Source organism: Parviterribacter multiflagellatus (genome assembly GCF_056863265.1).
This window is the reverse complement of sequence record NZ_JBXPIZ010000006.1, coordinates 246,410-270,522: the sequence shown is the minus strand read 5'-3', so window position 1 is coordinate 270,522 and position 24,113 is coordinate 246,410. Positions and strand designations below refer to the sequence as shown.

Here is a 24,113-nt window from a genome sequence, read left to right as displayed (position 1 = left end):
CCTGCACACGCCCGCGGGGTCTGGGAGGGTCGGGGCGTACCAGTCGAGCTGCGGTAGGGAGGCCGTCATGGCGACGCTCGCGCGCGCGGAGGACCACCAGAACGACGCTGCGAGGCAGCGCTTCTCGGAGCGGGAGGAGGCGCGTCGCGACAGCATCGCGCGCCTGGAGGAGGGCGGCATCGCGGCCGCCGAGGCGCCGGAGCGGATCGACCTGCGGCTGGCCCGCGTCGCCCGCCTGATGCCGTCGGTGCCGACCGTCCCGCCGCCCGGCACCGAAGGCGTCAAGCTGCTGGAGAAGATCGTCGGGACGACCGACTACGTCGATCCGCGCTGGCTGGAGCTGGGCCTGCGAGCGCAGCGCGCGGTCTGCCGCGTCCACGTGCGCGACGCGATCACGGGCGACGTCGCGGGGTTCGGCACCGGCTCGCTCGTCACCCCGTCGCTGGTGCTCACCAACCACCACGTCCTCGGCGACGCGCCGACCGCGGGCGCGTCGCAGATCGAGTTCGACTTCCAGGACTTCCTCGACCGGCCGATGCCGAACCCGCCGCGGATGTTCGCGCTCGACCCGGCGCGGCTCTTCATCGCCGACGAGGAGCGCGACTTCGCGCTGTGTGCGGTGGCCGGCGCGCCGGATGCGGTGGCGGAGTTCGGGCACAACCCGCTCAGCGGTGCCGAGGGCAAGGCGGTGATCGGGGAGTTCGTGACGATCGCGCAGCACCCGGGCGGCGAGAAGAAGCGGATCGCGTTGCGCGAGAACCGGATCGTCGACCGGCTCGAGCTCTTCCTCCACTACGAGGCCGACACCGAGCCGGGCTCGTCGGGCTCGCCGGTGTTCAACGACCAGTGGGAGATCGTCGCGCTCCACCACGCGAGCACGCCGGTGCCGCGCGAGGTCGAGGCGGGCGGGTTCCTCAACGAGGGCATCCGCATCAGCCGCATCGTGGCGTTCGTGCGCGAGCAGGCGCCGCGGCTCTCCGCGGAGGCGCAGGCGCTGCTGGCCGAACTGGGCGGCGGGGCCGAGGCGGCACGGACCGGCGTCGCGCTGCCCGCGGGGCCGGTGTCGTCGTCCACGCCGGTCGCGTCGGCGGTCGCCGCCCGCGACGTCAGCATCACGGTCCCGGTCGAGATCACGGTGCGGGTGGGCGAGACACGCGCGGGGACCGCCACCCCGCCGGCCGCCGAGGAGGCCGTGACGATCGCGCCGGGCCTCGAGCTGCGCCCGGGCTACGACCCGCTCTTCCTCGGCGTCCCGATCCCGCCGCCGACCGCCGACCCGTCGCTCAACGGCATCGCCGGGGAAGAGCTGCGCTACGAGCACTTCAGCGTCGCGATGCACAAGGGCCGCCGCCTCGCGCTGTGGACGGCGGTGAACATCGACGGCAACCAGGAGCACCGCCTGCGCCGCGACCGCGACAAGTGGTTCTTCGACCGGCGCATCCCGGAGGACCAGCAGGTCGGCGAGGAGGTCTACGCCCGCAACGACCTCGACCGCGGCCACCTCGTCCGGCGGCTCGACCCCGCGTGGGGCCCGACGCCCGCCGACGCGCTGCGGGCGAACAACGACACGTTCCACTTCACGAACTGCACGCCCCAGCACAAGGACTTCAACCAGAACCAGACGACCTGGGCGGGGCTGGAGGACTACGTGCTGGAGAACGCGCAGAACCGCGACCTGAAGGTGACGGTCTTCACCGGCCCGGCCTTCGCGCCCGACGACGACGAGTACCGGGGCGTGCAGCTCCCGCGCCAGTTCTGGAAGGTGGTGGCGATGGTCAAGCGCGACAGCACGCTCTCGGCCACCGCCTACCTGCTGTCGCAGGAGGAGCTCATCCGCGGGCTGGAGGCCGAGCCCGCCGAGTTCTCCTACGCCGCCTACGAGACCTTCCAGGTCCCGGTCGCGCGCGTCGAGGCGCTCACGGGCCTCACGTTCGCGGACCTCGCCGCCCACGACCCGCTCGCGCGGATGGAGGCGGCGGGGGTGGTGCGGAAGGTCCGCGGGCCGGAGAGCGTGGTCGTTTGATCGCGTTCGACGTGTGAGCTGACGCCGGCGTGGCGCCGCGGTAGAACGCGGCGCCATGAGGGCATCGGAGCGGCAGACGTGGGCGGTCGGGGTGCTGGGCGTGCGGCCGGGCGAACGGGTGCTCGAGGTCGGGTGCGGGCACGGGGTCGCGGTGACGCTGATGTGCGACGCGGGTGCGGAAGTGACCGGGCTCGACCGGTCGCCGAAGATGGTCGCGGCGGCGGGCGCGCGCAACGCCGGGCGCGCGCGGATCCTCGGCGGCGACTACCTGACGGCGGACCTCGACGGCGCCGCGCCGTTCGACACGGTCTTCGCGTTCCACGTCGCGGACTTCTGGCGCCGCGCCGACGCGTTCCTCCCGCGCACGCGTGCGCTGCTCGCGCCCGGCGGTCGGCTCGCGCTCGCCAACCAAGCACCGTCGTGGCGCTCCGCGGACGCGCCGGGCGACTTCGCCGAGGAGCTCGCCGCCACCCTCCGCGCGCACGGCTTCGTGCCCGCGGAGCCCGTGGTCGCGCAGGTCGGCACGCAGCACGCCTGCGTCCTCGCCGCCACCGCCGGCTGACCGGTCTGCGCCGACCGGTGCGGTGGACCCCGTTGTCCCGTGGCGGCTGCTCTGGTGCGATCCGTCAGGACGGAGGTTCGCGAACCGGAGGACCCGACCACATGGCCGACACCCCGCACCGACACGACACCGCGCCCGCGACCGCGCAGCTCATCCCGCTGCCGGACGGCCCGTACCAGGTCACCGGTCCGCTGGAGATCGCGGGCCCCGGCGGCGCGCCCAGCCCCATCGCCGACACGGCGTACCTGTGCCGCTGCGGTCTCTCCGCCGACAAGCCGTGGTGCGACGGCTCGCACGCTCGGGCAGGATGGCGCGCGAACCCGTGACCGCGCGAGCGGAGAGGAGCCGCTGATGGCCGCCACCGTCCTCTACATGTCGATGACGCTCGACGGCTTCATCGCCGGCCCGAACGAGGGGCCGGACAACGGCCTCGGCGACGGCGGCGGGCGCCTGCACGACTGGGCGTTGACCGGCGTGGGGCCGGGCGCGCACGGCGTGCCCGGGCTCGTCTCCGGCGGCGTCAACGGCGAGGTCGTCGACGAGTTCATGGCGACCGGTGCGGTCGTCGCCGGGCGGCGGACGTTCGAGTGGGCCGGAGGCTGGGGCGGCGACCACCACGGCGGGGTGCCGATCTTCGTCTTCAGCCGCAGCGCGCCGCAGATCGACGTCGGGGCGTGGCCGCAGGTGACCTACGTGAGCGACGTGGCGACCGCCATGCGGCGGGCACGCGAGGCGGCGGGCGAGAAGAACGTGCTCGTCCACGGCGCCGCGACCGCGCAGCAGGCGCTCGCCGCCGGGGAGCTCGACGAGCTCGAGCTCCACGTCGTGCCGGTGCTGTTCGGGCAGGGGCGCCGGTTGTTCGACCACCTCGCCGCCGAGCAGATCGACCTCGAGCGCACCCGGGTGCTCGAAGGCGAAGGCGGCGTCACCCACCTCCGCTACCGCGTCAGGCGCTGACGGCGGTCACGGCTCGTCGAGCCCGAGGTTCGCCGCCAGCTCGGCCTCCAGCCGGCGGAACCACGCCGCGCGCCACGCGAAGTAGTCGGCGCCCTCGCGGGCGACCGCGAGCCGGAAGCTGCCGGGCGCTCGCCGCGCCCGCGGGAGGATCTCGGCCTGGAACGCGCGGTCCCGCTCCTCGGCGCGGGCCCGGAGGCGCGCGACCAGGGCGAGCGCGTCCTCGGGCGGCAGCGCGTCGGCGAAGAAGAGGCGGAGCAGCCCCTCGTCGCGCTGCTCGAAGTCCGGCACCCGCTCGCTGCGCAGCCAGGAGTCGAGCGCGTCCCGGCCCTTGTCGGTCAGCCGGTAGGTCCTGCGCGCCCGCGCGCCGTGCGGCTCGTCGGTGCCGACGACGTAGCCGCCCTCCTCGAGCGCGGCCAGCTCCGGGTAGACCTGCGCGAACGAGGCCGCCCAGAAGAACCGGGTGCTTCGATCGACCGCGCGCTTGATCGCGTAGCCGGTCGAGACGCCGCTGTCGAGCATCCCGAGGATGAGGTACGAGCCAGGCTTGAGCCGCATACGTTCCGCTCCGATACATCGAAGCCGAACGTGGCGGATGGCGCAATGGGCGCAGTCAGACCCATTGCGACCGCGCAGGGGCTCTGGTGCGATGCGCCCATGGCTGACCTGATGATCGACTACATCACCTCGCTCGACGGCTACGGGGCCGCGGAGGGGTGGCCCGGCTTCTGGGGCATGGAAGGACCCGAGTACCTGGCGTGGCTGGGAGAGCCGGCCGAGGCGCAGCACACGACGCTCATGGGCGCGAACACGTACCGGTTGATGTTCGCGATGGCCGCCGGAGGCGAGCCGGGCTCCGATGCCCTGGGCGACATGCCGAAGGTCGTCTTCTCCAGCACGCTGAGCGAGCCGCTGGACTGGCCGAACACCCGCCTGGTGACCGGCGACGCGGTCGAGGCGGTGCGCGCGTTGAAGGCGCAGGAGGACCGGCCGCTGCGCACGCTCGGCAGCCTCACGCTGTGCCGCGCGCTCCTGAGCGCCGGGCTCGTCGACCGGTTCCGCGTGGTCGTCTTCCCGGTCATCACCGGGCGCACGGGGCGGGAGCGGATCTACGACGGGTACCCGGACGCCAAGCTCGAGCTGGTCGAGAGCCGCACGTTCGACGGCCGCCTGCAGCTGCTGGAGTACGCGCCGACCGTGCTGTGACGCAGGCGGTGTCACGAACGGCGGCGCGCCCGCGGTCTGACGTGGCATGCAGCCGCTCACGATCTCCCCCGCCGCCGTTCCTGCCCCGCCCACCGAGGTGCTGCCCGAGTGGTGGCCCGCACAGCGCCTCGTCGCCCGCCTCGCCACCAGCCCGCTCCCGTCGGTCCGCGGTCTGCGGTCGGTCGGCTTCCTCACCCGCAGGCGGGCCGAGCGCGTCGCCGACTGGTACACCGGCCCGCCCGCGGCGAGCGCGAGCGAGGTCGTCGCCGCGTACGCCGCGCTGTCGCGGGAGGCCGCGGTGTTGGCGGAGGCGATCGCCGCCCCGCGTCCACGCGGCGGCCTCGGCGTGCAGGTCACGCTCGTCGACACCGTGGAGGAGCCGTACGCCGACGCCGCCGACCTGTGCCGCGAGCTGCGCACCCACGAGACGATGCGCCTGCGCGCGGCGGCCGCCGACGCGCCGCACCCGCTGCTCTCCGACACCGCGGTCGACCACCTGCGCGCGGTGCACGACGTGCTGGGCCACGCGGCGCTCGGGCTGGGGTTCGACCTGCAGTCCGAGTACGCCGCCTGGCTCTACTGCGCGCCGCTCTTCTCCCGCCGCGCCCGACCGGCCGCGTTCTGCGAGCTCGTGGGCGCCGTGACCGTCCACGTCCTCACGGGCGACAAGCCCGCGTTCCGCGCCGATCTGCCGCCGATGGGCCTCTAGAACGAGCGAAGCCCCGCGGAGGCGGGGCTTCAGGCGATGGCGAGACCCGGACTCGAACCGGGGACACCACGATTTTCAGTCGTGTGCTCTACCAACTGAGCTATCTCGCCGAGGCCGCAACAGGGTAGCGACCCGGCGGCGAGCTGAGGAGGGGCGTCACGTCGGCGGCCGGGATCGGCTTGCTCAGCCGGTAACCCTGGACCACATCGGCGCCCGCGGCGAGCAGCAGCTCCCACGTCGCGTCGTCCTCCACGCCCTCGGCCGTCGCAGTCACGCCGAGGCGGTTCGCGAGCGCGAGCGTGGCCTCGACGATCGCGGAGGCGGTGCGGTCGGTGCCCATGGGCAGGACGAACGAGCGGTCGATCTTGATCTCGTCGACGTCGAGCTCCTTGAGGTGCGCGAGCGACGAGTAGCCCGTGCCGAAGTCGTCGAGCGAGAGGCGGCAGCCCTGCGCGCGCAGCGCGGCGAGGACCGCGTCGATGCGCTCGCGGTCGGAGAGGATCGAGCTCTCCGTCACCTCGAGCATGAGCGCGTCGGCGGGCACGCCGTGGGCGTCGAGCGCGGCCGCGACCTCGCCCGGGAAGGACGTGTCGAGGAGATCGGCGACGGTCGTGTTGACGCTCACCCGCAGGCCGGGCGCGTCGCCCGACGCGCGCCACTCGGCGACCGCCGCCAGCGCCTGCTCCAGCACGCACCGCGTCAGGGCGCGGCCGACGCCGGTCTGCTCGGCGAGCGGCACGAACGCCGCCGGCGCGAGCAGGCCGCGCTCGGGGTGGCGCCAGCGCACGAGCGCCTCGACCCCGACGATCCGCCCGGTGGCCGCGTCGGCCTGCGGCTGGAAGAACGCCTCGATCTGGCCGCTCGCGATCGCGCTCGGCAGCTCCCCCGCGAGCGCCAGCGCGTCCCGCGAGTGCGTGTCGGCCTCGAACGTGTAGACCTGCTCACCGGTCCGCAGCCGCTTGGCCTGGTACATCGCCACGTCGGCGCGCGCGAGCACCGCCTCGGCCGTCGTCCCGTGCTGGGGCGTCAGCGCGATCCCGATGCTGGCGGCGCCGCGCAGCAGCATGCCCTGCACCTCGAACGGCTCCGCGATCGCCCGCCGCACGCGCTGCGCGACGAGCATCGCCTCGCCCTCGTCGACGCCGGTGAGCACGACGCCGAACTCGTCTCCGCCGAGCCGCGCCAGCAGGTCGTCGGGCCCGAGCACCGAACGGATCCGCGGCCCGACGCCGCGCAGCACGAGGTCGCCCGCGGTGTGGCCGAGCGTGTCGTTGAGCTCCTTGAAGTGGTCGAGGTCGACGAGCAGGAGCGCGACCGGGCGGCCATCCCCTAGCAGCCGCTCCAGCGTCCGCCTCAGCGCGCGCCGGTTCGCGAGCCCGGTGAGGTCGTCGGTCAGCGCCTCGCGCCGCCGGTCGGCCAGCGTCCGCAGCTCGGCGTACGCGATCCCCGCCCGCGCGAGCACCGCGACGAGCGTGGCGATCGCGAACGCGAAGACCGGCGCCGCGACGCCGCCGAAGTGATCCGCGAACAGCAGGCCGAGCGCGGCGAGCGCGAAGAGCGACGGCACGGCCAGCAGCCGCCCGCCCGCGTCGTCCACCGGCACGGGCGCCGGGCGCGTCCACGCCGCGTGCGCCACCAGCGTCAGGCCGACGAGCCACAGGAGCGTGACGAGCATCGAGCGGTCGGTCCGCCCGGTGTTGACCTCGAGCAGGAACAGCACGTCGGCGAGCATCACGCCGACGACGCCGGCGCCGATCAGCGCCCACAGCCGGTCGACCCGCCACCCGCGCACGGCGAGCACGCCGACCGTGACCGCGAGCAGCAGCACGTCGCCGATCGGGTAGGCGAACGCGACGAGGCGGTTGAGCGTGCCGCCCGGTGCCTCCGCGGCGACGGGCTCGAAGACGATCAGCGCGCCGACCGCGCAGACGCCCAGCGCCGCGATCAGGCCGTCGAGCCGGACGCCCGCGGGCACCCGCCGCTCCGGGCGCGAGAGCAGGAACAGCCCCGCGGCGACGCACGGCTGGAGCGAGAGCCAGAACGCGTCGGCCAGCGAAGCGCTCGACGGATCGGTGCGGCCGTCGAGGAACAGCGCCCACACGAGCTGGCCGACCATGCACAGGCCGATGCCGAGCGCGACGAGGGACCAGCCGCGGCGCCCGTCGCGCATCCCGAACACCCGCGCGGCGATCAGCGCGGCGCCGATCGGGTACGTGATCGCGGCGACGGTCCCGCCGACCGCGTCGATGCCCAGCCCGGTGACCGTGGTCAGCGCGACGACGGCAACCGCGACGTGCAGCGCCCACAGCCCGGCCCGCACGGCGTGCCGCCGGCGCGCGCTGAGGTCGGTCGTCAGGCGATGCTCCATGCCCGGGCCATCGACGGCCCTTCGCGCGTGGAGCAGCGCGGTCGGACGAACGACCGAACGCGGACGTGCCGAGTCGCGGGAGCGTCAGGCGCCGCTGCCGAGCGCGCGCTGCCCGAACGGCGTCGCCGGGCCCAGCTCGCGCGACGGCGAGAACGGCGCCAGCTCCGGCGGCCGCCGCCCCACGCGCAGCCACGTGGCCAGCGAGTCGGCCGCGGCCGTCGCGCTCTCGAAGCCGGTCCCGCTCCAGCCGCAGTTCACCCACAGCCCGGGCACGAACGTCGGGCCGATGAGCGGCAGCCCGTCCGGCGTGACGTCGAGCAGCGACGTAATCGAGCCGAGCAGCTCCGTCCCGCCCGCGACCGGCATCCGCTGCTCGAGCCGCTCGTGCAGCTCCACCGCCGCGTCGCCGCTCAGCTCCGGCAGCTCCGCGTCCGGCGACTCGACCGGCTCCTGCGCGTCCTCGCCACGCCGCCACAGCAGCGTCGAGTCCTCGGCCTCGGGGCGGAACGCGATCCCCAGCCCCGCGTCGACGACCGTCAGGTGCGTCGCGGTCCGCCGCGCGAGCGCCGCCATCGGCACCGCCGCCGACCGGACCTGCAGGTCGAGCCCGCTCTCCGCTGCGATCCCGCGCGACCACGCGCCGGCGCAGACCACGGTCTTCTCCGCGAGCAGCGTGTCGCCGGTCGAGAGCTTCACGCCGCGCACCGCGGCCGGGTTGAAGTGGGGGGAGCCGGGCATCGTCCGGATCGCGCCGATGAGCAGCCCGACGACCTGCGTGTGGTCGATGAACGTGACGCCCGCGCGCTCGCCGGCGTTCCGCAGCGTCATCGCGGTCAGCTCCGGATCCGCGTATCCCGACCGCGCCTCGTACGCGACGGTGTCGGCGATGCCGAGTTCGATGGCCGGGTCGATCTCCTCCATCTCCGCCGCGGTCATCACCTCGGTCTCGACGCCGACCGCCTTGAGCATCCGCACGCGCGCGCGGAACGACCCGTCGCCCACCTCGTCCAGTGACGGCACGTAGGCGAACCCGGTCTTCACGAACCCGCTGGGCCCGCCGTAGCGCTCCTCGAACGTCTCGAAGTGCTGCAGCCCGCGGAGCGCGAGCTGCGCCGCGAGCTGGTCGCGCCGGTGCGTGTGGACCAGGCCGGTCGACCGCTGCGTGGCGACACCACCGATGGGGCCGGCCTCGACCAACGTCGTGTCTAGCCCGCGGAGGGCGGCGTGGACGGCGAGGCTCAGTCCGGTGATGCCTCCGCCGACGATGACGAGATCGCGGGCCACCGTTGCCCTGCATCCTATGCGGTCCGGCCCGGGTACCCTCGAACGATGGACGCCCCGCGGACCGAGGCGGCGCCGGAGGCCGCTCTCCCTGAGCGCGAGCGCATGCAGTGGGACGAGCTCGGGTCGGCCGCACGGTCGCTGGCCGAGACGGTCCACGCCGACGGCTACCGGCCGGACATCATCCTCGCGATCGCCCGCGGCGGGTTGCTGCCGGGCGGGGCGCTCGGCTACGCGCTGGGCGTCAAGAACACGTTCACGATCAACGTCGAGTTCTACACCGACGTCGACCAGCGCCTGGAGGTCCCGCTCATCCTCCCGCCGGTCCCCGAGCTGGTCGACGTGACGGCCGAGCGCGTGCTGATCGTGGACGACGTCGCCGACACCGGCGGCACGCTCAAGGTCGTGCAGGAGTTCTGCGCCGGCAAGGTCGCGCAGGTCCGCACCGCGGTGCTCTACGAGAAGCCGCAGTCGGTCGTCAAGTGCGACTACGTGTGGCGGCGCACCGACAAGTGGATCACGTTCCCGTGGAGCGCCGACCCGCCGGTGGGCGGCGGCAAGAGCGAAGCGTGAGCCGCGCACGCCTCATCGCCGTCGCGCGCGGCGATGCGGAGCCTGACGTCGTCATCACCGGCGCGCGCGTGTTCTCCGCGTTCACGCGCGAGTGGCTCGAGGGCGACGTCGCGATCGCCGAGGGGCGGATCGCCGGCGTCGGCGACTCATACGCGGGCGCGCGCGAGACGATCGACGGCAGCGGCCGCTGGCTCGTGCCCGGCTTCATCGACGCGCACGTCCACATCGAGTCCTCCAAGCTCGTCCCGGCCGAGTTCGCGCGCGCCATCGTCCCGCTCGGCACGACCGGCATCGTCACCGACCCGCACGAGCTGGCGAACGTGCTCGGCGTCGACGGGGTGCACTGGCTGCTCGACGCCACCGCCGACCTGCCGCTGCGCGTCTACGTGATGGCGCCCTCGTGCGTGCCGGCCTCCCCGCTGGAGACCGCGAAGACGGAGCTGACCGCGGCCGACATGGCCGCGGTGCTGGAGCGCGACCGCGCGCTGGGCGTCGCGGAGATGATGAACTTCCCGGGCGTCATCGCGGGGGAGGCGGACGTGCTGGAGCGTGTCGCGCTCGCCGGCGCCACGCACGTGGACGGCCACGCGCCGGCGGTCGTGGGCGCGCTGCTCGACGCGTACGCCGCGGCCGGGATCCGCTCCGACCACGAGGCGATCACGCCGGAGGAGATGCTGGAGAAGCGCCGGCGCGGCATGTGGGTGCTGATCCGCGAGGCGTCGAACGCCCGCAACCTCGACGCGGGCATCGAGCTGGTGCTGCGGCACGGCCCCGACCACACCGCGTTCTGCACCGACGACCGCGAGCCGACGACGCTGGTCGACGAGGGCCACATCGGCGGCATGGCGGCGCGCGCGGTCGCGGCGGGCGTGCCGGTCGAGGACGCGCTCGTGATGGCGACGCTGCACGCCGCGCGGGCGCACCGGATCGAGGACCTCGGCGCGATCGCGCCCGGCTACCACGCCGACCTGCTCCTGCTCGATGACCTGAAGACGCTGCGCCCGTCGCTCGTCCTGCGCGCGGGGCGGGTCGTCGCGCGCGACGGCGTGGCGGAGCCGTTCGACCATGCGCCTGCGCCGGCGTGGACGACCGGCACCGTCCGGCCCGCGCCGGTCACCGCGGCGGACCTCAGCCTCGGCGCGGCGGACGGCCGCGTGCGCGTCGTCGACCTCGTCCACGGCCAGCTCATCACCGGCGCCGGCGAGGCGGAGCCGAAGGTCGAGGACGGCGTGGTCGTCGCGGACCCGGCGCGCGACCTGGCCAAGCTCGCGGTCGTCGAGCGCCACCACGGCAGCGGCAACGTCGGCGTCGGGCTCGTGCGCGGGTTCGCGCTGACCGACGGCGCGTTCGCGTCCACCGTCGCGCACGACGCGCACAACGTCGTCGTGTGCGGCGTCGACGACGCGTCGATGCTCGCGTGCGTCGAGCGGCTGACCGAGCTGGGCGGCGGCGTCGTCGTCGCCCGCGACGGCGCGGTGATCGGCGAGCAGCCGCTCCCGGTCGCGGGCCTCCTCGCCGACGAGCCGGTCGAGCGCGTGGCGGCGAAGCTGGTGGAGCTCGAGGCGCTGCTGGCCGAGCAGGGCGTGACCTCGGCCACGCCCTTCATGACGCTCAGCTTCCTGGCCCTGTCGGTGATCCCCGACCTGAAGGTCACCGACCAGGGCCTCGTCGACGTGCTCGCCGCGCGGGTCGTCCCGCTGGCGCTCGACTGAGGCGCTAGGCCAGCCCGGCCCAGGCGCGTAGCTGCGGCAGGGGATCGATCACGGTCCCGCCGCGGTCGCGCCACCCGCCGAGCCACAGCTCGAAGTGCAGGTGCGGGCCGCTGGACGCGCCGGTCGAGCCGACGCCGCACAGCTGCTGGCCGGCCGCGACGCGCAGGCCCGGCGTCACGAGCGTGCTGTTGGCCTGGCAGTGCGCGAAGAACATCGCGCGCCCGTCGTCGGTGTTCAGCACGACGTAGTAGCCCGCGCCGCCGGCCTGGTAGTCGGTGTACGCGACGGTGCCGGCGACCGGCGCGACCACCGGCGTCCCCGCGTCGGCGGGCAGGTCCTGACCCTCGTGCGTGTGGCCGGTACGGCCCGCGCCGAAGGCCGCGTCCTTGCCGCCCCACGTGTACGGGCCCTGCACCGGGAAGATCCCACCGGCGATCACGGTGGCAAGCGGGGTGGCGCCGGGCGTAGGCTGCGCCTGCGGCTCCGGCTGCGAGATCTCCGGGCGCGGTCGGGGCCGCACGACGAGGCTGGACTTGCCGGTCGCGGAGCCGGCGCGTGCGAGCGTGGCCCCCTGCGGATCGCGGACGTGCAGGCGGACGACGTACTTGCCGGCGCTCGGCAGCTTCCCGGCGGGCCAGGCCAGCGTGACGGTCCTGCCGGTCCGGACGGTGCCCAGCGCGACGTTCGCGCCCACGCGCCCCGTCCCGCGCTCGATCGCGGCGACGCGCACGCTGACGCGCTTGACGCCCCGCTCGACCACGTGCAGCTTCAGCTTCGCCCTCCCGCCCTCGGTGACGGTGCCCGGCGTGACCTTGAACGTGCGTGCCACCGGCTGCTGCTTGGTCGGCGCGCCGTAGGTCATCGCGCCCGTGTCGTACGGGCCGCCGTCCGCGGCGTCGGCCGAGGCGCCTCCCGTCGCACCGAGAGCCGGTGCGACGGGCGGCGCCCAGATGGTAAAGGCGTAGCCCATCACGAGTGCAAGTAGGAGCGAGGAGCGTCGCTGGCCCATCTGGTCCCTACCGTCGGATCTGGCGCGTCGGCGCCTCGACCCGTGCAGCCTGCGTGGAGGTTCAGGCGTCCGAGTCCGTGCGGAGGCGCTGCAACATCCGGTGCATCAGCTCCGCGGACGCCGCCTTGGCCAGCGGCTCGTTGAGGTTGCCGCACTTGGGCGACTGCACGCACGACGGGCAGCCGGACTCGCACGGGCACTCGCTCACCAGCCGGTGGGCGTCGCCCACGAGCAGGTCGAAGTTGAGGAACCCCTGGCGCGTGATGCCCACGCCGCCGGGGTGGCCGTCGTAGATGAAGATCGTCGGCACGCCGGTCTGCGGGTGCGCGTTGGTCGACAGGCCGCCGATGTCCCACCGGTCGCACATCGCCAGCAGCGGGAGCACCGCGATCTGCGAGTGCTCGGCCGCGTGGAGCGCGCCGAGCAGCTGGTCGCGGGGGAACTCGTCGACGACGATCGAAGCCGGCAGCTCGTACCACAGCGCCTGGGTGGAGAACGTCGTCTGCGGCAGGTCGAGCGCCTGGAGGTCCATCACCTCGTGGTCGGGCAGCGACTTGCGCTGGTAGGCGAGCACGGTCTCCGTGACGCTCACCTTCCCGAACGACAGCTTCACGCCCATGACCTCGCGCTGGTCGAGCAGCTGCTCGATCCACGTGTCGGTCTCCTTCTTGGGCTGCGTGTACCAGCCGTCGCTGAACGGCTTGACGAGCGCGCGGCGCATGTCCAGGTCGAGCTCGACCACCTCGTACGAGCGCCCCATGTGGAGGTACACCGCGCCCTGGTGGACGGTCGAGAACGCGCGCGCGGCCTCGACGTTCCCCAGCACCTCGCCCTGCGCGACGTCGACCACCGCGAACGAGTCGGGCGAGGCGGAGCGCAGCGAGACGCGCGACGCCGGGTAGTCCTCGGGCTGCGCCAGGACGTACGCGCCCGAGCGCGTCTCGCGCAGCTCGCCCATCGCCTCGAGCGTGCGCGCGTGCGTGAGGACGTTCGGCCCCAGCTCCTGCGCGTCCTCGCCGGTGATCGGCGCCTCGTGCGCGGCGCACAGCAGGTGCTGGAGGTGGATCTGCTCGGACTCGTGGTCGAGGATCGCCGACTCCACCGGCCGGTCGAGGAACTCGTCGGGGTGGCGGCAGAAGAACTGGTCGAGCGCGTCCTCGCCCGCGATGTACACCGCGAGCCCGCGGCCGCGGCGGCCCGCGCGGCCCCACATCTGGCGCAGCGAGGCGACCGTGCCGGGGAACGTCACGACGACGCACGCGTCGAGCGCGCCGATGTCGATGCCCAGCTCCAGCGCGTCGGTGGTGATGACCGCGCGCAGGTCGCCGTCGACCAGCCGCTGCTCGAGCTCGCGCCGCTGCTGCGCGGTGTAGCCGGCGCGGTAGGGCGCGACCGTGTTCGCCAGGTGCGGCTCGGCGTCGCGCAGCCGGTCGGCGACGAGCTTGGCCGTCAGCTCGACCGCCTTGCGCGACTTGATGAAGCAGATCGTCCGCGCGCCCTCCTTGACCAGCCGGACGAGGATGTCGGCGGCCTCGGTCAGCGCGCTGCGCCGGACGCCGAGCGCCTCGTCCACCAGCGGCGGGTTCCACATCGCGATGCGGCGGCGTGCCTTGGGCGAGCCGTCGTTCTCCACCAGCGCGATGTCGTCGAGGCCGGTGAGCCGCTCGGCCAGCTCCTGCGGGTTGGCGATCGTCGCGCTCGCCATGAGGAACTTCGCCCGCGGGCTGAACCTCCGCAGCCGCCGCAGCACGTTGCCGACGTGCGAGCCGAAGACCCCGCGGTACACGTGCGCCTCGTCGACCACGACGATGTCCAGCCGGTGCAGGAAGTCGCGCCACAGGTCGTGCCGCGGCAGGATGCCGACGTGGAGCATGTCCGGGTTCGTCAGCACGACGTTCGCGCGGCGGCGGGCGGCGGTGCGCTCCTCGCGCGAGGCGTCGCCGTCGTAGATCGCGGGGCGGATCTCCCGCGTGAGCCCGAACCGGTTCAGCGCTCGCGCCTGGTCCTGCGCGAGGGCCTTCGTCGGGTAGAGGTACAGCGCCCGCGCCGAGGGATCCGACACGAGGTGGTGCAGGGTCGGCAGGTTGAAGCACATCGACTTCCCCGACGCCGTGCCGGTCGTGACGATGAAGTCGCCCGCGGCGGCCGCCTTGAAGGCCTCGACCTGGTGCGTGTAGAGCGCGTCGATGCCCATCGTCGCGAGCGCGTCGCGGACCTTCGGGTGCAGGTCGAACGGCACGGGCTCGAGCACCGGCGGCCGGTCGTGCTCCTGCGCCTCGCGCACCAGGCGCTCGTCCGCCCGCCCGGACGCGAGCAGGTCGGTCCACGGCTCGATCTCACGCGACTGGACGGCCACCTGACGACTAGGGTAGGCGCCGCTCATGGCCCGGCTCAAAGCGCTCTACGTGGATCTCGACAACACGCTGCTCGGACGCGGCGCCTCGATCCTGCACGACGGCGACGGCAAGGTGTCGAACCTGGCCTTCCGCGCGATCGAGACGTGCCTGCGCGCGGACGTCGAGGTCGTGATCATGTCCGGCCGCCGGCGGGCGCAGGTGATGGAGGACGCGCGCCTGCTCGGCTGCCGCTCGTACATCTTCGAGGCGGGCGCGGCGGTGGTCGACGGACCGGACATCGAGTGGATGACCGAGCCGTACTTCCCCGACGAAGGTCGCGGGACGGTGAACGAGCAGGTCGCCGCGACCGGCGCGCCGGAGCTGCTGCTGGAGCGGTTCGCCGACGCGGTGTTCGAGTACCACGACCCCTGGCACCTGAACCGCGACGTCTCGCACCTGTTCCGCGGCGACATCGACGCGTCGGTGGCCGACGCGCTGCTGCAGGAGCACGGGCACGACGAGCTGCGGCTGGTCGACAACGGCGGGATCGACCGGCCGGGCATGCGGGCGTTCCACCTCCTCCCGCGGGGCGTGTCGAAGGGGCGGGCGGTGGCGCGCCACATGCGCGTCCGGGGCTACGCGCCGGAGGAGTGCATCGCCTGCGGCGACTCGCGCGAGGACCTCACGGCCGCCGAGGCGGTCGGGACGATGTGGCTGGTGGCGAACGCGCTGGATCGCGACCCGCTGCTCGTCGGCTCGCTGCCGCGCAACGTGCGCGTCGCCGAGGCCGGGCACGGCGGTGGGGTGTACGAGGCGGTCGTGACGGAGCTGGCCGAGCGGCGCTCGGCCCCGGGCCGCTAGGCCGCGGCAGGGTCGTCGCCGGCGCGGCCGGAGCGCCACGCGCGCCACTTCTGGCCCTGGCGGCGGAAGAACCCGGGGCGCGGGCGGACGACGACGCGCCGTCGCGCGGGCACCGGCACCGTCGTCCGCACGAGCTCGACCCAGTCGTCGAGCGGCAGCTCGCCGCTGATCAGCCGCGTCAGCCCGGTGGTGACGGGCGCGTGGACGCCGGCCTCCTGGATCGCGGCGCTCAGCAGCGGGACGGACTCGAGCGCCTCGACCGCCTGGCCGATCCGCTCGGGGATCTCCTCGGACGGCACGCCTTGCGCGAGCAGCTCGCCCGCGCGCCGGTTGCGCGACTGGGGCGCGAGCGCGGTCGCGACGAGGTCGCCCGTGCCCGCGAGGCCGATCATCGACTCGGGCTGCGCGCCGTTCTGAGCGGCCAGCGCCCAGACCTCGGCGAAGATGTGGCCCGCCGCGGCGCCGGCGGCGTTGAGCCCCTGCGCCTCGGTCGCGCCCGCGGCCAGCGCGGCGGCGTTCTTCGCGGCGCCCGCCAGCTCGACGCCGACGGGGTCGGTCGACGTCTCGCACACGACGCCCGCCTTGAGGAAGACCTGCGCGATCGCGTCGGCCAGCGGCTCGTTGGACGACGCGGCGACGAGCCCGGCGCCCTCGTGCACCATCTCGCGCGCATGCGCGGGACCCCCGACGACGGCGACGCGGTCGGCGCCGAGCAGGTCACGGAGGAGCACGCTCGGCGCGCGCCCGTCCGGCGGCACGAGCCCCTTCGCCATCGAGACGACCGCGGCGACCTTCGGCAGCCCGTTCGCCTCCAGCTCGGCGATCACCTCGTCCAGCCCTCGCGACGGCACGCCGAGGAACACGAAGTCCGCGCGCGCGAGCCCCGCGCTCGTGTCCTCGATCCGCAGCTCCCGCGGCAGCTCGACCCCCGGCAGGTACGCGGCGTTCTCCCCGTCGTCGACCAGCCGCCGCGCCTGCTCCTCGGTCCGCGCCTGCAGCGTCGTCCGCAGCCCGCCACGCGCGAGCAGCACGGCGACGGCGGTGCCGAACGACCCCGCTCCGAGCACGATCGCCCGCCGTCCGGGGATCGGCAGGTAGAGGGATCGGCGCGGTTGCGGCATCGGAGGGAAGGTAGTCCCGCCGCCCGCACCGGTTACGCGGGCGTGGAGGTGCCGGCGCTTCGCGGAAGCTCCCACGATCCTCCGACCGAGATCCGGAGCGACCGGCCCGTCCTCGGTCACCGCGGCGCTCGCGCCGCACTGCGGAGCGAATCGCTTGGTCATGGAGCCGTGCTCGTGTCTAATCGCGCTACGGCCTGGTGCGTCGCAGCGGCCCGGCGTCCGTCGCACCGCCTGCCCGTACAGCGAGAAGGGACTTCCACGTGCCCAGACATGGCCTCCGCCTCATCCTCGTCGCTGCCGTCGCCGTCGTGGGCCTCGCGCCCGTCGCATCGGCTGACACGGTCCAGTACTGGAGCAACCAGCCGACGAGCCCACAGCTCTGGTCGACGGTCCCCGAGAGCGGGCTCGTCGTGGCAGCGCTGGCGCCCGGGACCGACGTGCTGCTCGAGACCGACCTCGGCGACATCTCCTGCACGTCCGGGACCGCCCGGGGCAGGGTCACGGACAACCCTGGCTCGCCGACCGATCCGGACCGGTTCAACGACGACGTCGAGGGCGAGGTCGAGTCGATCGCGCTCGGTGGGTGCACGGAGAACAGCGCCTTCTTCTCCCTCGTGAACTGCACCGGCGCCGCGGGTCCGGTCGTCGTGGACACGGGAACGGCGAACGCCTGGGCCGACGCCGACACGAACCCACCGACGTTCGGGTTCGACGGCTTCACGGCCACCGTCTGCATCGACCCGGTGCTCGGCGCCAACGCTTCCTGCGCCTTCACGGGAGGGATCGCCGGCGACATCTCGGGCTCCACCGTGGCGTTCTCCGGTGCGCCGATGACGTCCGCAAGCGGGTTCCCGTGCCCTGCCGAGGGGAACCTGACCGCGCTGCTCGTGCTCGGCCATGACCACGACAACAACGCGCTGACCGCCGCGTACAACGTCCGGCTCGTCAACTGACCGCATTCTGGGGTCCACCGCGACTCTGTCGCACACGCCGCTCACTTGCTCCTTAACGTGCAAGTTCTCTAGCGTTATCTCGGGCGCCTCCACCTCATCCCTCGTGGGGGCGCCGCTGTGTGGCAGGCGGGGCGGGATCGACTACGGCGGTCGCGTCCCGCCCGCTCGACGGTGGCTCGGGCAGGGAGAGGTCCGTTGTCTCGCGCGGTTGACCGGAGGATGCAACGGCACACTCTCGCCGAGACGCCGGATTCTAGTCTCATAGGCGGCATGGGCGTTTCTGAAAAGCCTCTCGAAAAATGCTTGACACACGAAGCCGCTTGTGTGTTTGATTGCTGCGACGCGGGTGGCGCGTTCGCAGCAGTGCGGCACGCATCCACGACGCGTCATCGGTGGGTCTGAGACGAAGACGGCAGCTCGTGCGCACGGCGCAAGGCGTGCGCACGGAGAGTCGAGGTGGAGCGACGATGTGCGAGCGGGGCGGTCCTGCCCTGCCGAGTCTGCGTGCTCCGGCCCATGGCAGTGGCAAGGACGTTCAAGGAGGAGAGGGCAACATGCAGCTGTTCCGCAAGCGCCGGCATCGCACCGGCATCAAGAGCGCGCTCGTGGCCGGTGCGGCCGCGACGGCCGCGACCGCGGTGCTCGCCCCGAGCGCGATGGCGGCCGACCCGACCGGCGACTACGCGGTCTTCAAGCACTGTCCCCGTGCTGACCCTTCGGTCTCGATCTGCTTCTACTCGGAGACGCTCTCCGGTCAGTTCAAGCTCGGCAACGCCGACGTGCCGATCAACAAGAAGATCGTGCTCCAGGGCGGCATCGTCGAGAACGCTGGCGGCACGCAGACCTTCCGCAACGCGGTTGGGGCGCCGACGCTGTCTCCGACCAAGCTGACGGTTCCGGGCGGTCTGACCGGCCTGTTCGACCCGCAGCCCGGCTGGAACGGCTTGCTCATCGAGCTGTTCGAGGCTGCGGTCAACTCCGTCAACGGTGTCACCGCGACCGCGGAGCTGGTCGGTCCGGTCGGCATCGATCTGAACCGGTACCTCGAGCGCAACGGAACGGCGCTGTCGCTGCCCGTGCGGATCAAGCTCGATAACCCGTTCCTCGGTGACAACTGCTACATCGGGTCGACTTCGAACCCGGTGCGGCTCAACCTGACGACGGGCACGACCGCCCCGCCCGCCCCGAACACCCCGATCAGTGGAACGCCCGGTACGCTCGGCTTCCCGCCGAGCGGGCAGCCGGTCCTCCAGTTCACCGGGTTCCGGCTCGTCGACAACTCGTTCTCGGTGCCGGGCGCCTCGGGCTGCGGCCCGCTCCTCTTCCGCCCGCTCATCAACGCGGCCGTGAACCTGAAGGAGGGCTTCCCGTCCGCCGCCGGCAAGAACACGGCGATCCTGAACGGCAACGCGCAGCTGACCGACGCCTCGAACGTCCGCGCGAACGCCGGAGACTGATCGACTCCCGAACCTGACGTGCGGCGCCGGCCACCGCGGCGCGCACCACGGACGTGACTGGGGCGCCCTCGTGGGCGCCCCAGCTCGTTCCCGGCCTCAGTTAGAGGTTAAGCGCGAGGTGCTCGCCCGCGGCCTCGAGTTCCGCGGGCGAGGACGCCTCGAGGACGCGTTGGAGGTCGAGGATGCGCTGGTCGAACGGCCGCAGCGCGTTCTCGCGGCAGACCGCGTGGGCGGGGACGCCGTCCTGACGCGCGTCGACGGCGAGGTCGCCGGTCACGTCGCCCGCGAGGGTGGCCGAGCTGAGCCGGTCGCAGGCCAGGAGCAGCGCCCGCGACGCCCGCATCCGCTCGCGCACTTCGAGCGCGTCGAGGACGAACGAAGGGCCGTGCTCCAGCCGCGCGCCGACCCCGTCGGCCAGCGCGCCCGCCAGTCCGCCGCCTGTGTGCTCGAACGGCACGAGGTTGCGCCGGCCCGCGCAGAGCACCACGAGGCGCGCGCCGCGCAGGCCGCCGTGGTCGGTCAACGCCGTGACGGCGAGGGCCGGGTCGGGGCCGCCGGCGACGTCCGCCGCAAGCAGCACGACCGCAGGCCCGAGCGCGACGCCCGCGGCGATCCGCTCCGCCGTCGCCACCGGATCCCCCGGCACCGCCTCGACCAGCGCGGTCCCGCCGCCCTCCAGCAGCGCGACCTCGCCCACGACCTCCCCGCCGAGGCCGAGCAGCAGCACCTCGCGCGTCCCGGCGCCGCCGCCGGCGAGCGGCAGCAGGTCCGGCGGCTCCAACCCGGCGCGCTCGACGCCGCGCCCGAGCGCCGCCGCGACCTCGGGCGCGCGGAGCGAGCCCAGGGCGGAGGCGGCGACGAGCAGCGGCGGCATGAGGCGCGCGAAGCTAGCGGACCCGGCGGACCTCCACCGTCACGTCCGTCACGGCGCACTCGCGGTAGCCGAAGCCCTGCAGCGTCGCGTCGCTGCACGTGTCGAGCTCGCGGCTCGGCACGCTGTCCTCGGACACGAACCCGGCCTCCTGGGAGTCGTTGAGGCGGATCTTCTGGCCGACCTTCATGTTCGCCAGCCGCTTGGCCTTGGACCCCACGAACGAGACCTCGGCGAAGTCCGGCGTGTGGAGGTCCCGCCCGCCACCGTCCTCGAGCTCCGGCGCGCAGTTGGGGAAGAGTCCGTCGGACGAGGCGCTCAGGTCGACGCGCAGGGCGTCGGTGAGAGCGACCGCGCCGGCGGAGTCGTCGCCCTTGGCCACGTACAGCAGGTTGGCGCCCGCGGCCTTGACGTCGCGGCGGCCGCACTGGAGCGCGCGCGGAGGCGGCTGCTGCTCCGTCCCGCACTCGCCGTACTCGCTCAGCGGGCCGCACGGCGTGCACTCGCGGGTCGGCGGCACGACGTGGTCCTGCCACGTGCCCTTGCGCTCGACGGTCGCCCTGAAGTCCGACGTCTTGCCGAAGCCGAGCAGCGTGAGGCGCGGCATCGAGCGCATGACCTTCGGCAGCTTGCCGACGACCTTCATGCCGGTGTAGGTGATCGGGCGCTTGGTCGAGAACCCGGTGGTCTGCGTGCCCGAGCCGGTCGACCACGCCTTGCACCGCTCCCCGGCGATCGAGGGCTTGTCGACCCAGTCGACGACGTGGATGCCGGTCACCTGGACCTTGAACGTCATCTTCACGGTGTCGGCCGCGCGCGCGTGCGCGGGCGCGAGGAGGAACGGTGCGGCGGCCGCGAGCAGCAGGAGCGCGGCGAGCAGCGAGCGGGAGCGAAGCATGGCCGGCATCCTGCGATCGCGGCTCGCCGCGCACATCGGGGAACCCCCCGGAACCGCGGGGTCAGCGCGTGCGCGTCACCTCGATCGTCGCCTGGGTCGTCGCGCACTCGCGGTAGCCGAGCCCGACGAGCGTCTTCGGCGTGCACCGCTCCAGCGACGCGTTCGCGCCGGGCTTGACGACCGTCCCGGCCTGGTCGCTCGCCTTCAGCGTCAGCTTGCGCCCGACGGGCAGCCGCCACATCTTCCGTGCCTGGGCCCGCGGGACGGCGAGCGGCAGCGGGTCGGGGCGCTGGATGTCGCCCTCCTCGGGGCCGCAGTAGGCGTACAGGCCCGCGGTCGGCGCGGTCAGCTCGACCTGGAGCACGTCGGCCAGGGTCACGACCTCGGGCGCTTCCGTGTCCTGCAAGGGCTGGTAGGCGAGCGACGCGGCCGGCCGCTCGATCGCCTTGCGCCCGCACCGCTGGAGCGCCTGGATCGGCGGCATCACGTCCTTGCACGGCCCGTACTCGCTCAGCGGCCCGCACCCCGTGCACTCGGGGGTGATCGCGATGCCGTGCGTCCGCCAGTCCGTCTGGCGCTCGACCGTCGCACGCCACTTGGCCGGCTTCATCGGCCCGAGCAGCGAGTAGCGCGCCATGCGCTCGTACTTCTTGGGGATCTCGCCGACCACCTCGCGGCCCCGGTACGTCATCGGGCGCCCGGTCGACATCCCGGTGACCTGCGTGCCCGATCCCTCCGTCCAGCCCTTGCAGCGCTGGTTGAAGGTGTCGGACTTGAAGGACCACATCACGTCGTGGATGGCGGTGATCTCGACGCGGAACGTGCGCTCCTTGATGGTGAACGCGTCGGCGGAGGCGGGAGCGGCGCACAACAGGAGCATCGTGGCCAGGAGAAGTCGTCGTGTCATCGTGCGGCCATGCTCGGCCGCCGGCCGCAGGAGCGGCATCGGGCATGACCCCGCACGGCGGCCGTCGGGGCCCCGGCGGACCCCGACGGCGTCCCGGCTCAGCCCAAGCGCACCTGCTGCGCCACCGAGGGCACCAGCCCGTCGCGCGTCGACCGGTTGACGAACAGCAGGTACGGCCCGGGCGGCGCCACCGCCTGCTGCGCGGGGACGCGCACGGTCAGCGTCGAGCCCGCGCGGCGCACGACCTGCAGCTCGACGTTGCGCTGGTCGGCGTCCACGACGTGCGTCACCGTGCCGTTCCGGACGAGCACGACGCTCGCGATCTCCTCGGCGCTCCCCTCGACGGTCACGTCCAGCGTCTCCCCGTAGCGCGGCGTCCCGCCGACGCCCGTGATCACCGGGCGCGCGCCGCGGAAGAGGTACGGCGGCTCGTAGATCTCCAGCGTGGGATCGCGGCGGTTCGGCGCGAAGCCGCCGGGCAGCGTCACGTGCCGCAGGTAGAGCGTCGTCAGCGGCGCGTGCCCGCCGACCAGGACCCGGCCGTCGGCCAGCAGCAGCGCGGTGTTGTGGTAGGTGCGGGGCCGCTTGCCCGACGCGAGCGGCTTCCAGGTCTCGGTCTCCGGGTCGAACAGCTCGGCCTGCTGCACCGGGTGGTCGGTGCCCGGCGCGTCGACCGCATCGCGCGTCCCACCGGACGTCGCGAGCACCTCGCCGGTCGGCAGCAGCGTGCCCTGCGTGTACCAGCGCGGCTGGTTGAGGTCGCCGGTCGGGCGGGTCGACATCGTCTCGCGGTCGCCGTCCACGGTGAAGCGCGAGATGCGGCTGTCGCTCGTCGGCAGGTACGAGCCCGGCGACGGCGGGTTCAGCACGCCACCCGCGGTGAGGATGTCCGCGTGCCGGTAGCGGCCGTCCGCGCCGGGCCGCAGCGGCAGCATCACGCTGAAGGTCGAGCCGCGGAAGCCGGGGAGCGTCGCGCCCGGCCCGCCGCCGGGGATGCCGAGCTTCGTCACGTCGCGGACCGCCTCGGTCAGCGTCGCCGTGTCGAGCTTCGACGGGTCGATCCCCGCGCCCTCCAGGCCCGGGATGCCGAGCGGCCGCCACGTCCTCGTGCGCGGGTTGTAGGTCGAGGCGACGTTCCAGCCCAGCTCGTCGTAGGCGTAGCCGAACGGGTTGAACGCCTGGCCGTTGGTGTTGAAGAGGACGTTGCCGTTGGGCAGCAGGTGGAGCCGCGGGTAGAGCGGCATCGAGTGCTGCGCGGCCTGGCCGTTGTCCGACCACGTGCCGGACTCGACGTCGTACGTCTCGGTCTGCGTCACGTTGCGCAGCGAGTCCTGCGGATGCGTCGGGTAGACCGGCTTGAGGAGCTTCTGCACACCGCTCGCGACGAGCTGGTCGCCGTTCTCCAGCCCGACCACCGTCGGGTACCAGCGCCCGCGCCGCATGGAGCCCGTCTGCTCCCACCGGTCGGTCTCCGGGTCGTAGATCCGCGCGTTGCGCAGGCCCTCCAGCTCGGCGACCCCGAGATCGGTCCCGGGCACGCCCGGCTCGGAGTAGTACGCGGTCCCGCCGGTGGCCAGGACGCGGCCGTCCGGGAGGAAGCTCAGGTCCGAGCAGAAGAGGGCCCCGTCGTTCTCGGTCTCCTCGTTCTGCACCAACCCCGGGATGAGCGGCTCGGGCTCGTAGCCCTCCGGGTTCGCGCCGCCGTCGTTGACCCGCGGGAAGCCCCACGCCGGGGTCGAGCCGCTGAGGTCGAGCGTGCGCGACTGGTCGTTGAGCGCGACCTCGCCGTACTCGGCCAGGATCGTCGCCTGGATGCGTTCGGTGCCCTCCAGCGCGTTCCAGTACAGGACCTTGCCGCTCTCAAGCAGCGTCACGCTGCCCGCCGCCGGCTTGCAGATCGTCACGTTCTGCGCGTCGGTGATGCAGGTCGCGTTCTCCAGCCGGCCCGCGATCGTCGGCTCCTGGAACGGCTCGGAGAACCGGCCGCCGTTCGCGGGCTCCTCCACCGCGGCGCCCCCGACCGCCGGTGTCGGCGGGCCCAGCTCGCCCGCGTCGGCCGGATGGTTCCCCCACGCCGGTCCCGCGCTCGCGCCCGCGAGCGCCAGCGACGCCATCGCGGCGCCGGCCATCTTCCCCCTGCGCACGTCGTTCCTCCCCGTCGGTGGCCCCTACCGCCGGTGCGAAGGGCGCTTACCCGGACCGACCGGGCTTCAGACACCTTTCCGGTGTCTCGAGTGGATCAGCGGCTGCTGAGGGGGGAGGAAGCGGAGCGCATCGCAGGTCACGGCGCTCCGCCAGGTGTTGTGAGGCTT

The 24,113-nt window shown here is 73.6% G+C and carries 21 protein-coding genes and 1 tRNA gene; 11 read left to right on the top strand and 11 right to left on the bottom strand.

Features of this window, described 5'->3' with window-relative positions; genetic code table 11:
• Positions 1-67 precede the first annotated feature (67 nt).
• The 4 genes from AC1UE5_RS14865 (at position 68) to AC1UE5_RS14850 (ending at position 3,542) form a co-directional block, all read left to right on the top strand.
• Positions 68-2,023 (top strand): DNA/RNA non-specific endonuclease, encoded by a 1,956-nt coding sequence (locus AC1UE5_RS14865; protein ID WP_482924783.1) that lies wholly within the window; start codon positions 68-70, stop codon positions 2,021-2,023.
• Positions 2,024-2,078: 55 nt separating this feature from the next.
• Positions 2,079-2,585 (top strand): class I SAM-dependent methyltransferase, encoded by a 507-nt coding sequence (locus tag AC1UE5_RS14860; RefSeq protein WP_482924781.1) that lies wholly within the window; start codon positions 2,079-2,081, stop codon positions 2,583-2,585.
• 101 nt (positions 2,586-2,686) lie between these two features.
• On the top strand, positions 2,687-2,911 hold the full coding sequence (locus AC1UE5_RS14855) for a CDGSH iron-sulfur domain-containing protein (RefSeq protein WP_482924779.1): 225 nt from the start codon (positions 2,687-2,689) through the stop codon (positions 2,909-2,911).
• 25 nt (positions 2,912-2,936) lie between these two features.
• Positions 2,937-3,542 carry a dihydrofolate reductase family protein gene (locus AC1UE5_RS14850; RefSeq protein ID WP_482924777.1) on the top strand — a complete coding sequence of 202 codons (606 nt, stop codon included), beginning with the start codon at positions 2,937-2,939 and terminating at the stop codon, positions 3,540-3,542.
• 6 nt (positions 3,543-3,548) lie between these two features.
• Here AC1UE5_RS14850 and AC1UE5_RS14845 read toward each other — a convergent pair whose 3' ends face one another.
• Positions 3,549-4,097, bottom strand: coding sequence for a PadR family transcriptional regulator (locus AC1UE5_RS14845; protein WP_482924775.1), 549 nt, complete (start codon positions 4,095-4,097; stop codon positions 3,549-3,551).
• 99 nt (positions 4,098-4,196) lie between these two features.
• Here AC1UE5_RS14845 and AC1UE5_RS14840 point away from each other — a divergent pair, with 99 nt between their 5' ends.
• Positions 4,197-4,745: a dihydrofolate reductase family protein gene (locus AC1UE5_RS14840; RefSeq protein ID WP_482924773.1), complete on the top strand. Its 549-nt coding sequence runs from the start codon at positions 4,197-4,199 to the stop codon at positions 4,743-4,745.
• A 46-nt stretch (positions 4,746-4,791) separates the two neighbouring features.
• The gene (locus tag AC1UE5_RS14835; protein ID WP_482924771.1) at positions 4,792-5,454 is read left to right on the top strand and encodes a hypothetical protein; all 663 of its coding nucleotides are present in this window, start codon (positions 4,792-4,794) and stop codon (positions 5,452-5,454) included.
• A 37-nt stretch (positions 5,455-5,491) separates the two neighbouring features.
• Here the strand turns inward: AC1UE5_RS14835 and AC1UE5_RS14830 are convergent.
• From AC1UE5_RS14830 to AC1UE5_RS14820, 3 genes are all read right to left on the bottom strand, one after another.
• Positions 5,492-5,564 (bottom strand) — tRNA-Phe (locus AC1UE5_RS14830).
• Positions 5,555-7,822 (bottom strand): putative bifunctional diguanylate cyclase/phosphodiesterase, encoded by a 2,268-nt coding sequence (locus AC1UE5_RS14825; RefSeq protein WP_482924769.1) that lies wholly within the window; start codon positions 7,820-7,822, stop codon positions 5,555-5,557. Before AC1UE5_RS14825 ends, AC1UE5_RS14830 begins: the two co-directional genes overlap by 10 nt.
• An 84-nt stretch (positions 7,823-7,906) precedes the next feature.
• Complete coding sequence (locus AC1UE5_RS14820; RefSeq protein ID WP_482924767.1) at positions 7,907-9,106, bottom strand: NAD(P)/FAD-dependent oxidoreductase; 1,200 nt, start codon at positions 9,104-9,106, stop codon at positions 7,907-7,909.
• Positions 9,107-9,151: 45 nt separating this feature from the next.
• Here AC1UE5_RS14820 and AC1UE5_RS14815 point away from each other — a divergent pair, with 45 nt between their 5' ends.
• Both AC1UE5_RS14815 and ade read left to right on the top strand, forming a co-directional pair.
• Complete coding sequence (locus tag AC1UE5_RS14815; RefSeq protein ID WP_482924764.1) at positions 9,152-9,676, top strand: phosphoribosyltransferase; 525 nt, start codon at positions 9,152-9,154, stop codon at positions 9,674-9,676.
• On the top strand, positions 9,673-11,388 hold the full coding sequence (gene ade / locus AC1UE5_RS14810) for an adenine deaminase (RefSeq protein ID WP_482924762.1): 1,716 nt from the start codon (positions 9,673-9,675) through the stop codon (positions 11,386-11,388). The genes AC1UE5_RS14815 and ade overlap by 4 nt, the downstream gene beginning before the upstream one ends.
• 4 nt (positions 11,389-11,392) lie before the next feature.
• On the opposite strand, the gene AC1UE5_RS14805 is transcribed toward ade, so the two are convergent.
• Positions 11,393-12,358 (bottom strand): M23 family metallopeptidase, encoded by a 966-nt coding sequence (locus AC1UE5_RS14805; RefSeq protein WP_482924760.1) that lies wholly within the window; start codon positions 12,356-12,358, stop codon positions 11,393-11,395.
• A gap of 100 nt (positions 12,359-12,458) precedes the next feature.
• The gene (locus tag AC1UE5_RS14800; RefSeq protein WP_482924757.1) at positions 12,459-14,753 is read right to left on the bottom strand and encodes a DEAD/DEAH box helicase; all 2,295 of its coding nucleotides are present in this window, start codon (positions 14,751-14,753) and stop codon (positions 12,459-12,461) included.
• Positions 14,754-14,778: 25 nt separating this feature from the next.
• Here AC1UE5_RS14800 and AC1UE5_RS14795 point away from each other — a divergent pair, with 25 nt between their 5' ends.
• The gene (locus tag AC1UE5_RS14795; protein ID WP_482924755.1) at positions 14,779-15,594 is read left to right on the top strand and encodes an HAD family hydrolase; all 816 of its coding nucleotides are present in this window, start codon (positions 14,779-14,781) and stop codon (positions 15,592-15,594) included.
• Here AC1UE5_RS14795 and AC1UE5_RS14790 read toward each other — a convergent pair.
• A complete protein-coding gene (locus AC1UE5_RS14790; protein WP_482924753.1) occupies positions 15,591-16,715 on the bottom strand; it encodes an NAD(P)H-dependent glycerol-3-phosphate dehydrogenase in 1,125 nt (374 codons plus the stop codon). The two genes, AC1UE5_RS14795 and AC1UE5_RS14790, sit on opposite strands and share 4 nt — an antisense overlap.
• 260 nt (positions 16,716-16,975) lie before the next feature.
• On the opposite strand from AC1UE5_RS14790, the gene AC1UE5_RS14785 reads away from it, so the two are divergent.
• Entirely contained in the window at positions 16,976-17,668 is a 693-nt protein-coding gene (locus tag AC1UE5_RS14785; RefSeq protein WP_482924751.1) for a hypothetical protein, read from the top strand.
• Between the two features lie 332 nt (positions 17,669-18,000).
• Positions 18,001-19,125 (top strand): hypothetical protein, encoded by a 1,125-nt coding sequence (locus AC1UE5_RS14780; protein ID WP_482924749.1) that lies wholly within the window; start codon positions 18,001-18,003, stop codon positions 19,123-19,125.
• Between the two features lie 100 nt (positions 19,126-19,225).
• Here AC1UE5_RS14780 and AC1UE5_RS14775 read toward each other — a convergent pair whose 3' ends face one another.
• The 4 genes from AC1UE5_RS14775 to AC1UE5_RS14760 all read right to left on the bottom strand — a co-directional run bounded on the left by AC1UE5_RS14775 (position 19,226) and on the right by AC1UE5_RS14760 (position 23,945).
• Positions 19,226-19,999 (bottom strand): glycerate kinase, encoded by a 774-nt coding sequence (locus AC1UE5_RS14775; protein ID WP_482924747.1) that lies wholly within the window; start codon positions 19,997-19,999, stop codon positions 19,226-19,228.
• A 13-nt stretch (positions 20,000-20,012) separates the two neighbouring features.
• Complete coding sequence (locus AC1UE5_RS14770; RefSeq protein WP_482924745.1) at positions 20,013-20,894, bottom strand: hypothetical protein; 882 nt, start codon at positions 20,892-20,894, stop codon at positions 20,013-20,015.
• Positions 20,895-20,955: 61 nt separating this feature from the next.
• Positions 20,956-21,801 carry a hypothetical protein gene (locus AC1UE5_RS14765; protein WP_482924743.1) on the bottom strand — a complete coding sequence of 282 codons (846 nt, stop codon included), beginning with the start codon at positions 21,799-21,801 and terminating at the stop codon, positions 20,956-20,958.
• A 98-nt stretch (positions 21,802-21,899) separates the two neighbouring features.
• Positions 21,900-23,945, bottom strand: a complete 2,046-nt coding sequence (locus AC1UE5_RS14760; RefSeq protein ID WP_482924741.1) for a galactose oxidase early set domain-containing protein — start codon at positions 23,943-23,945, stop codon at positions 21,900-21,902.
• Positions 23,946-24,113 lie beyond the last annotated feature (168 nt).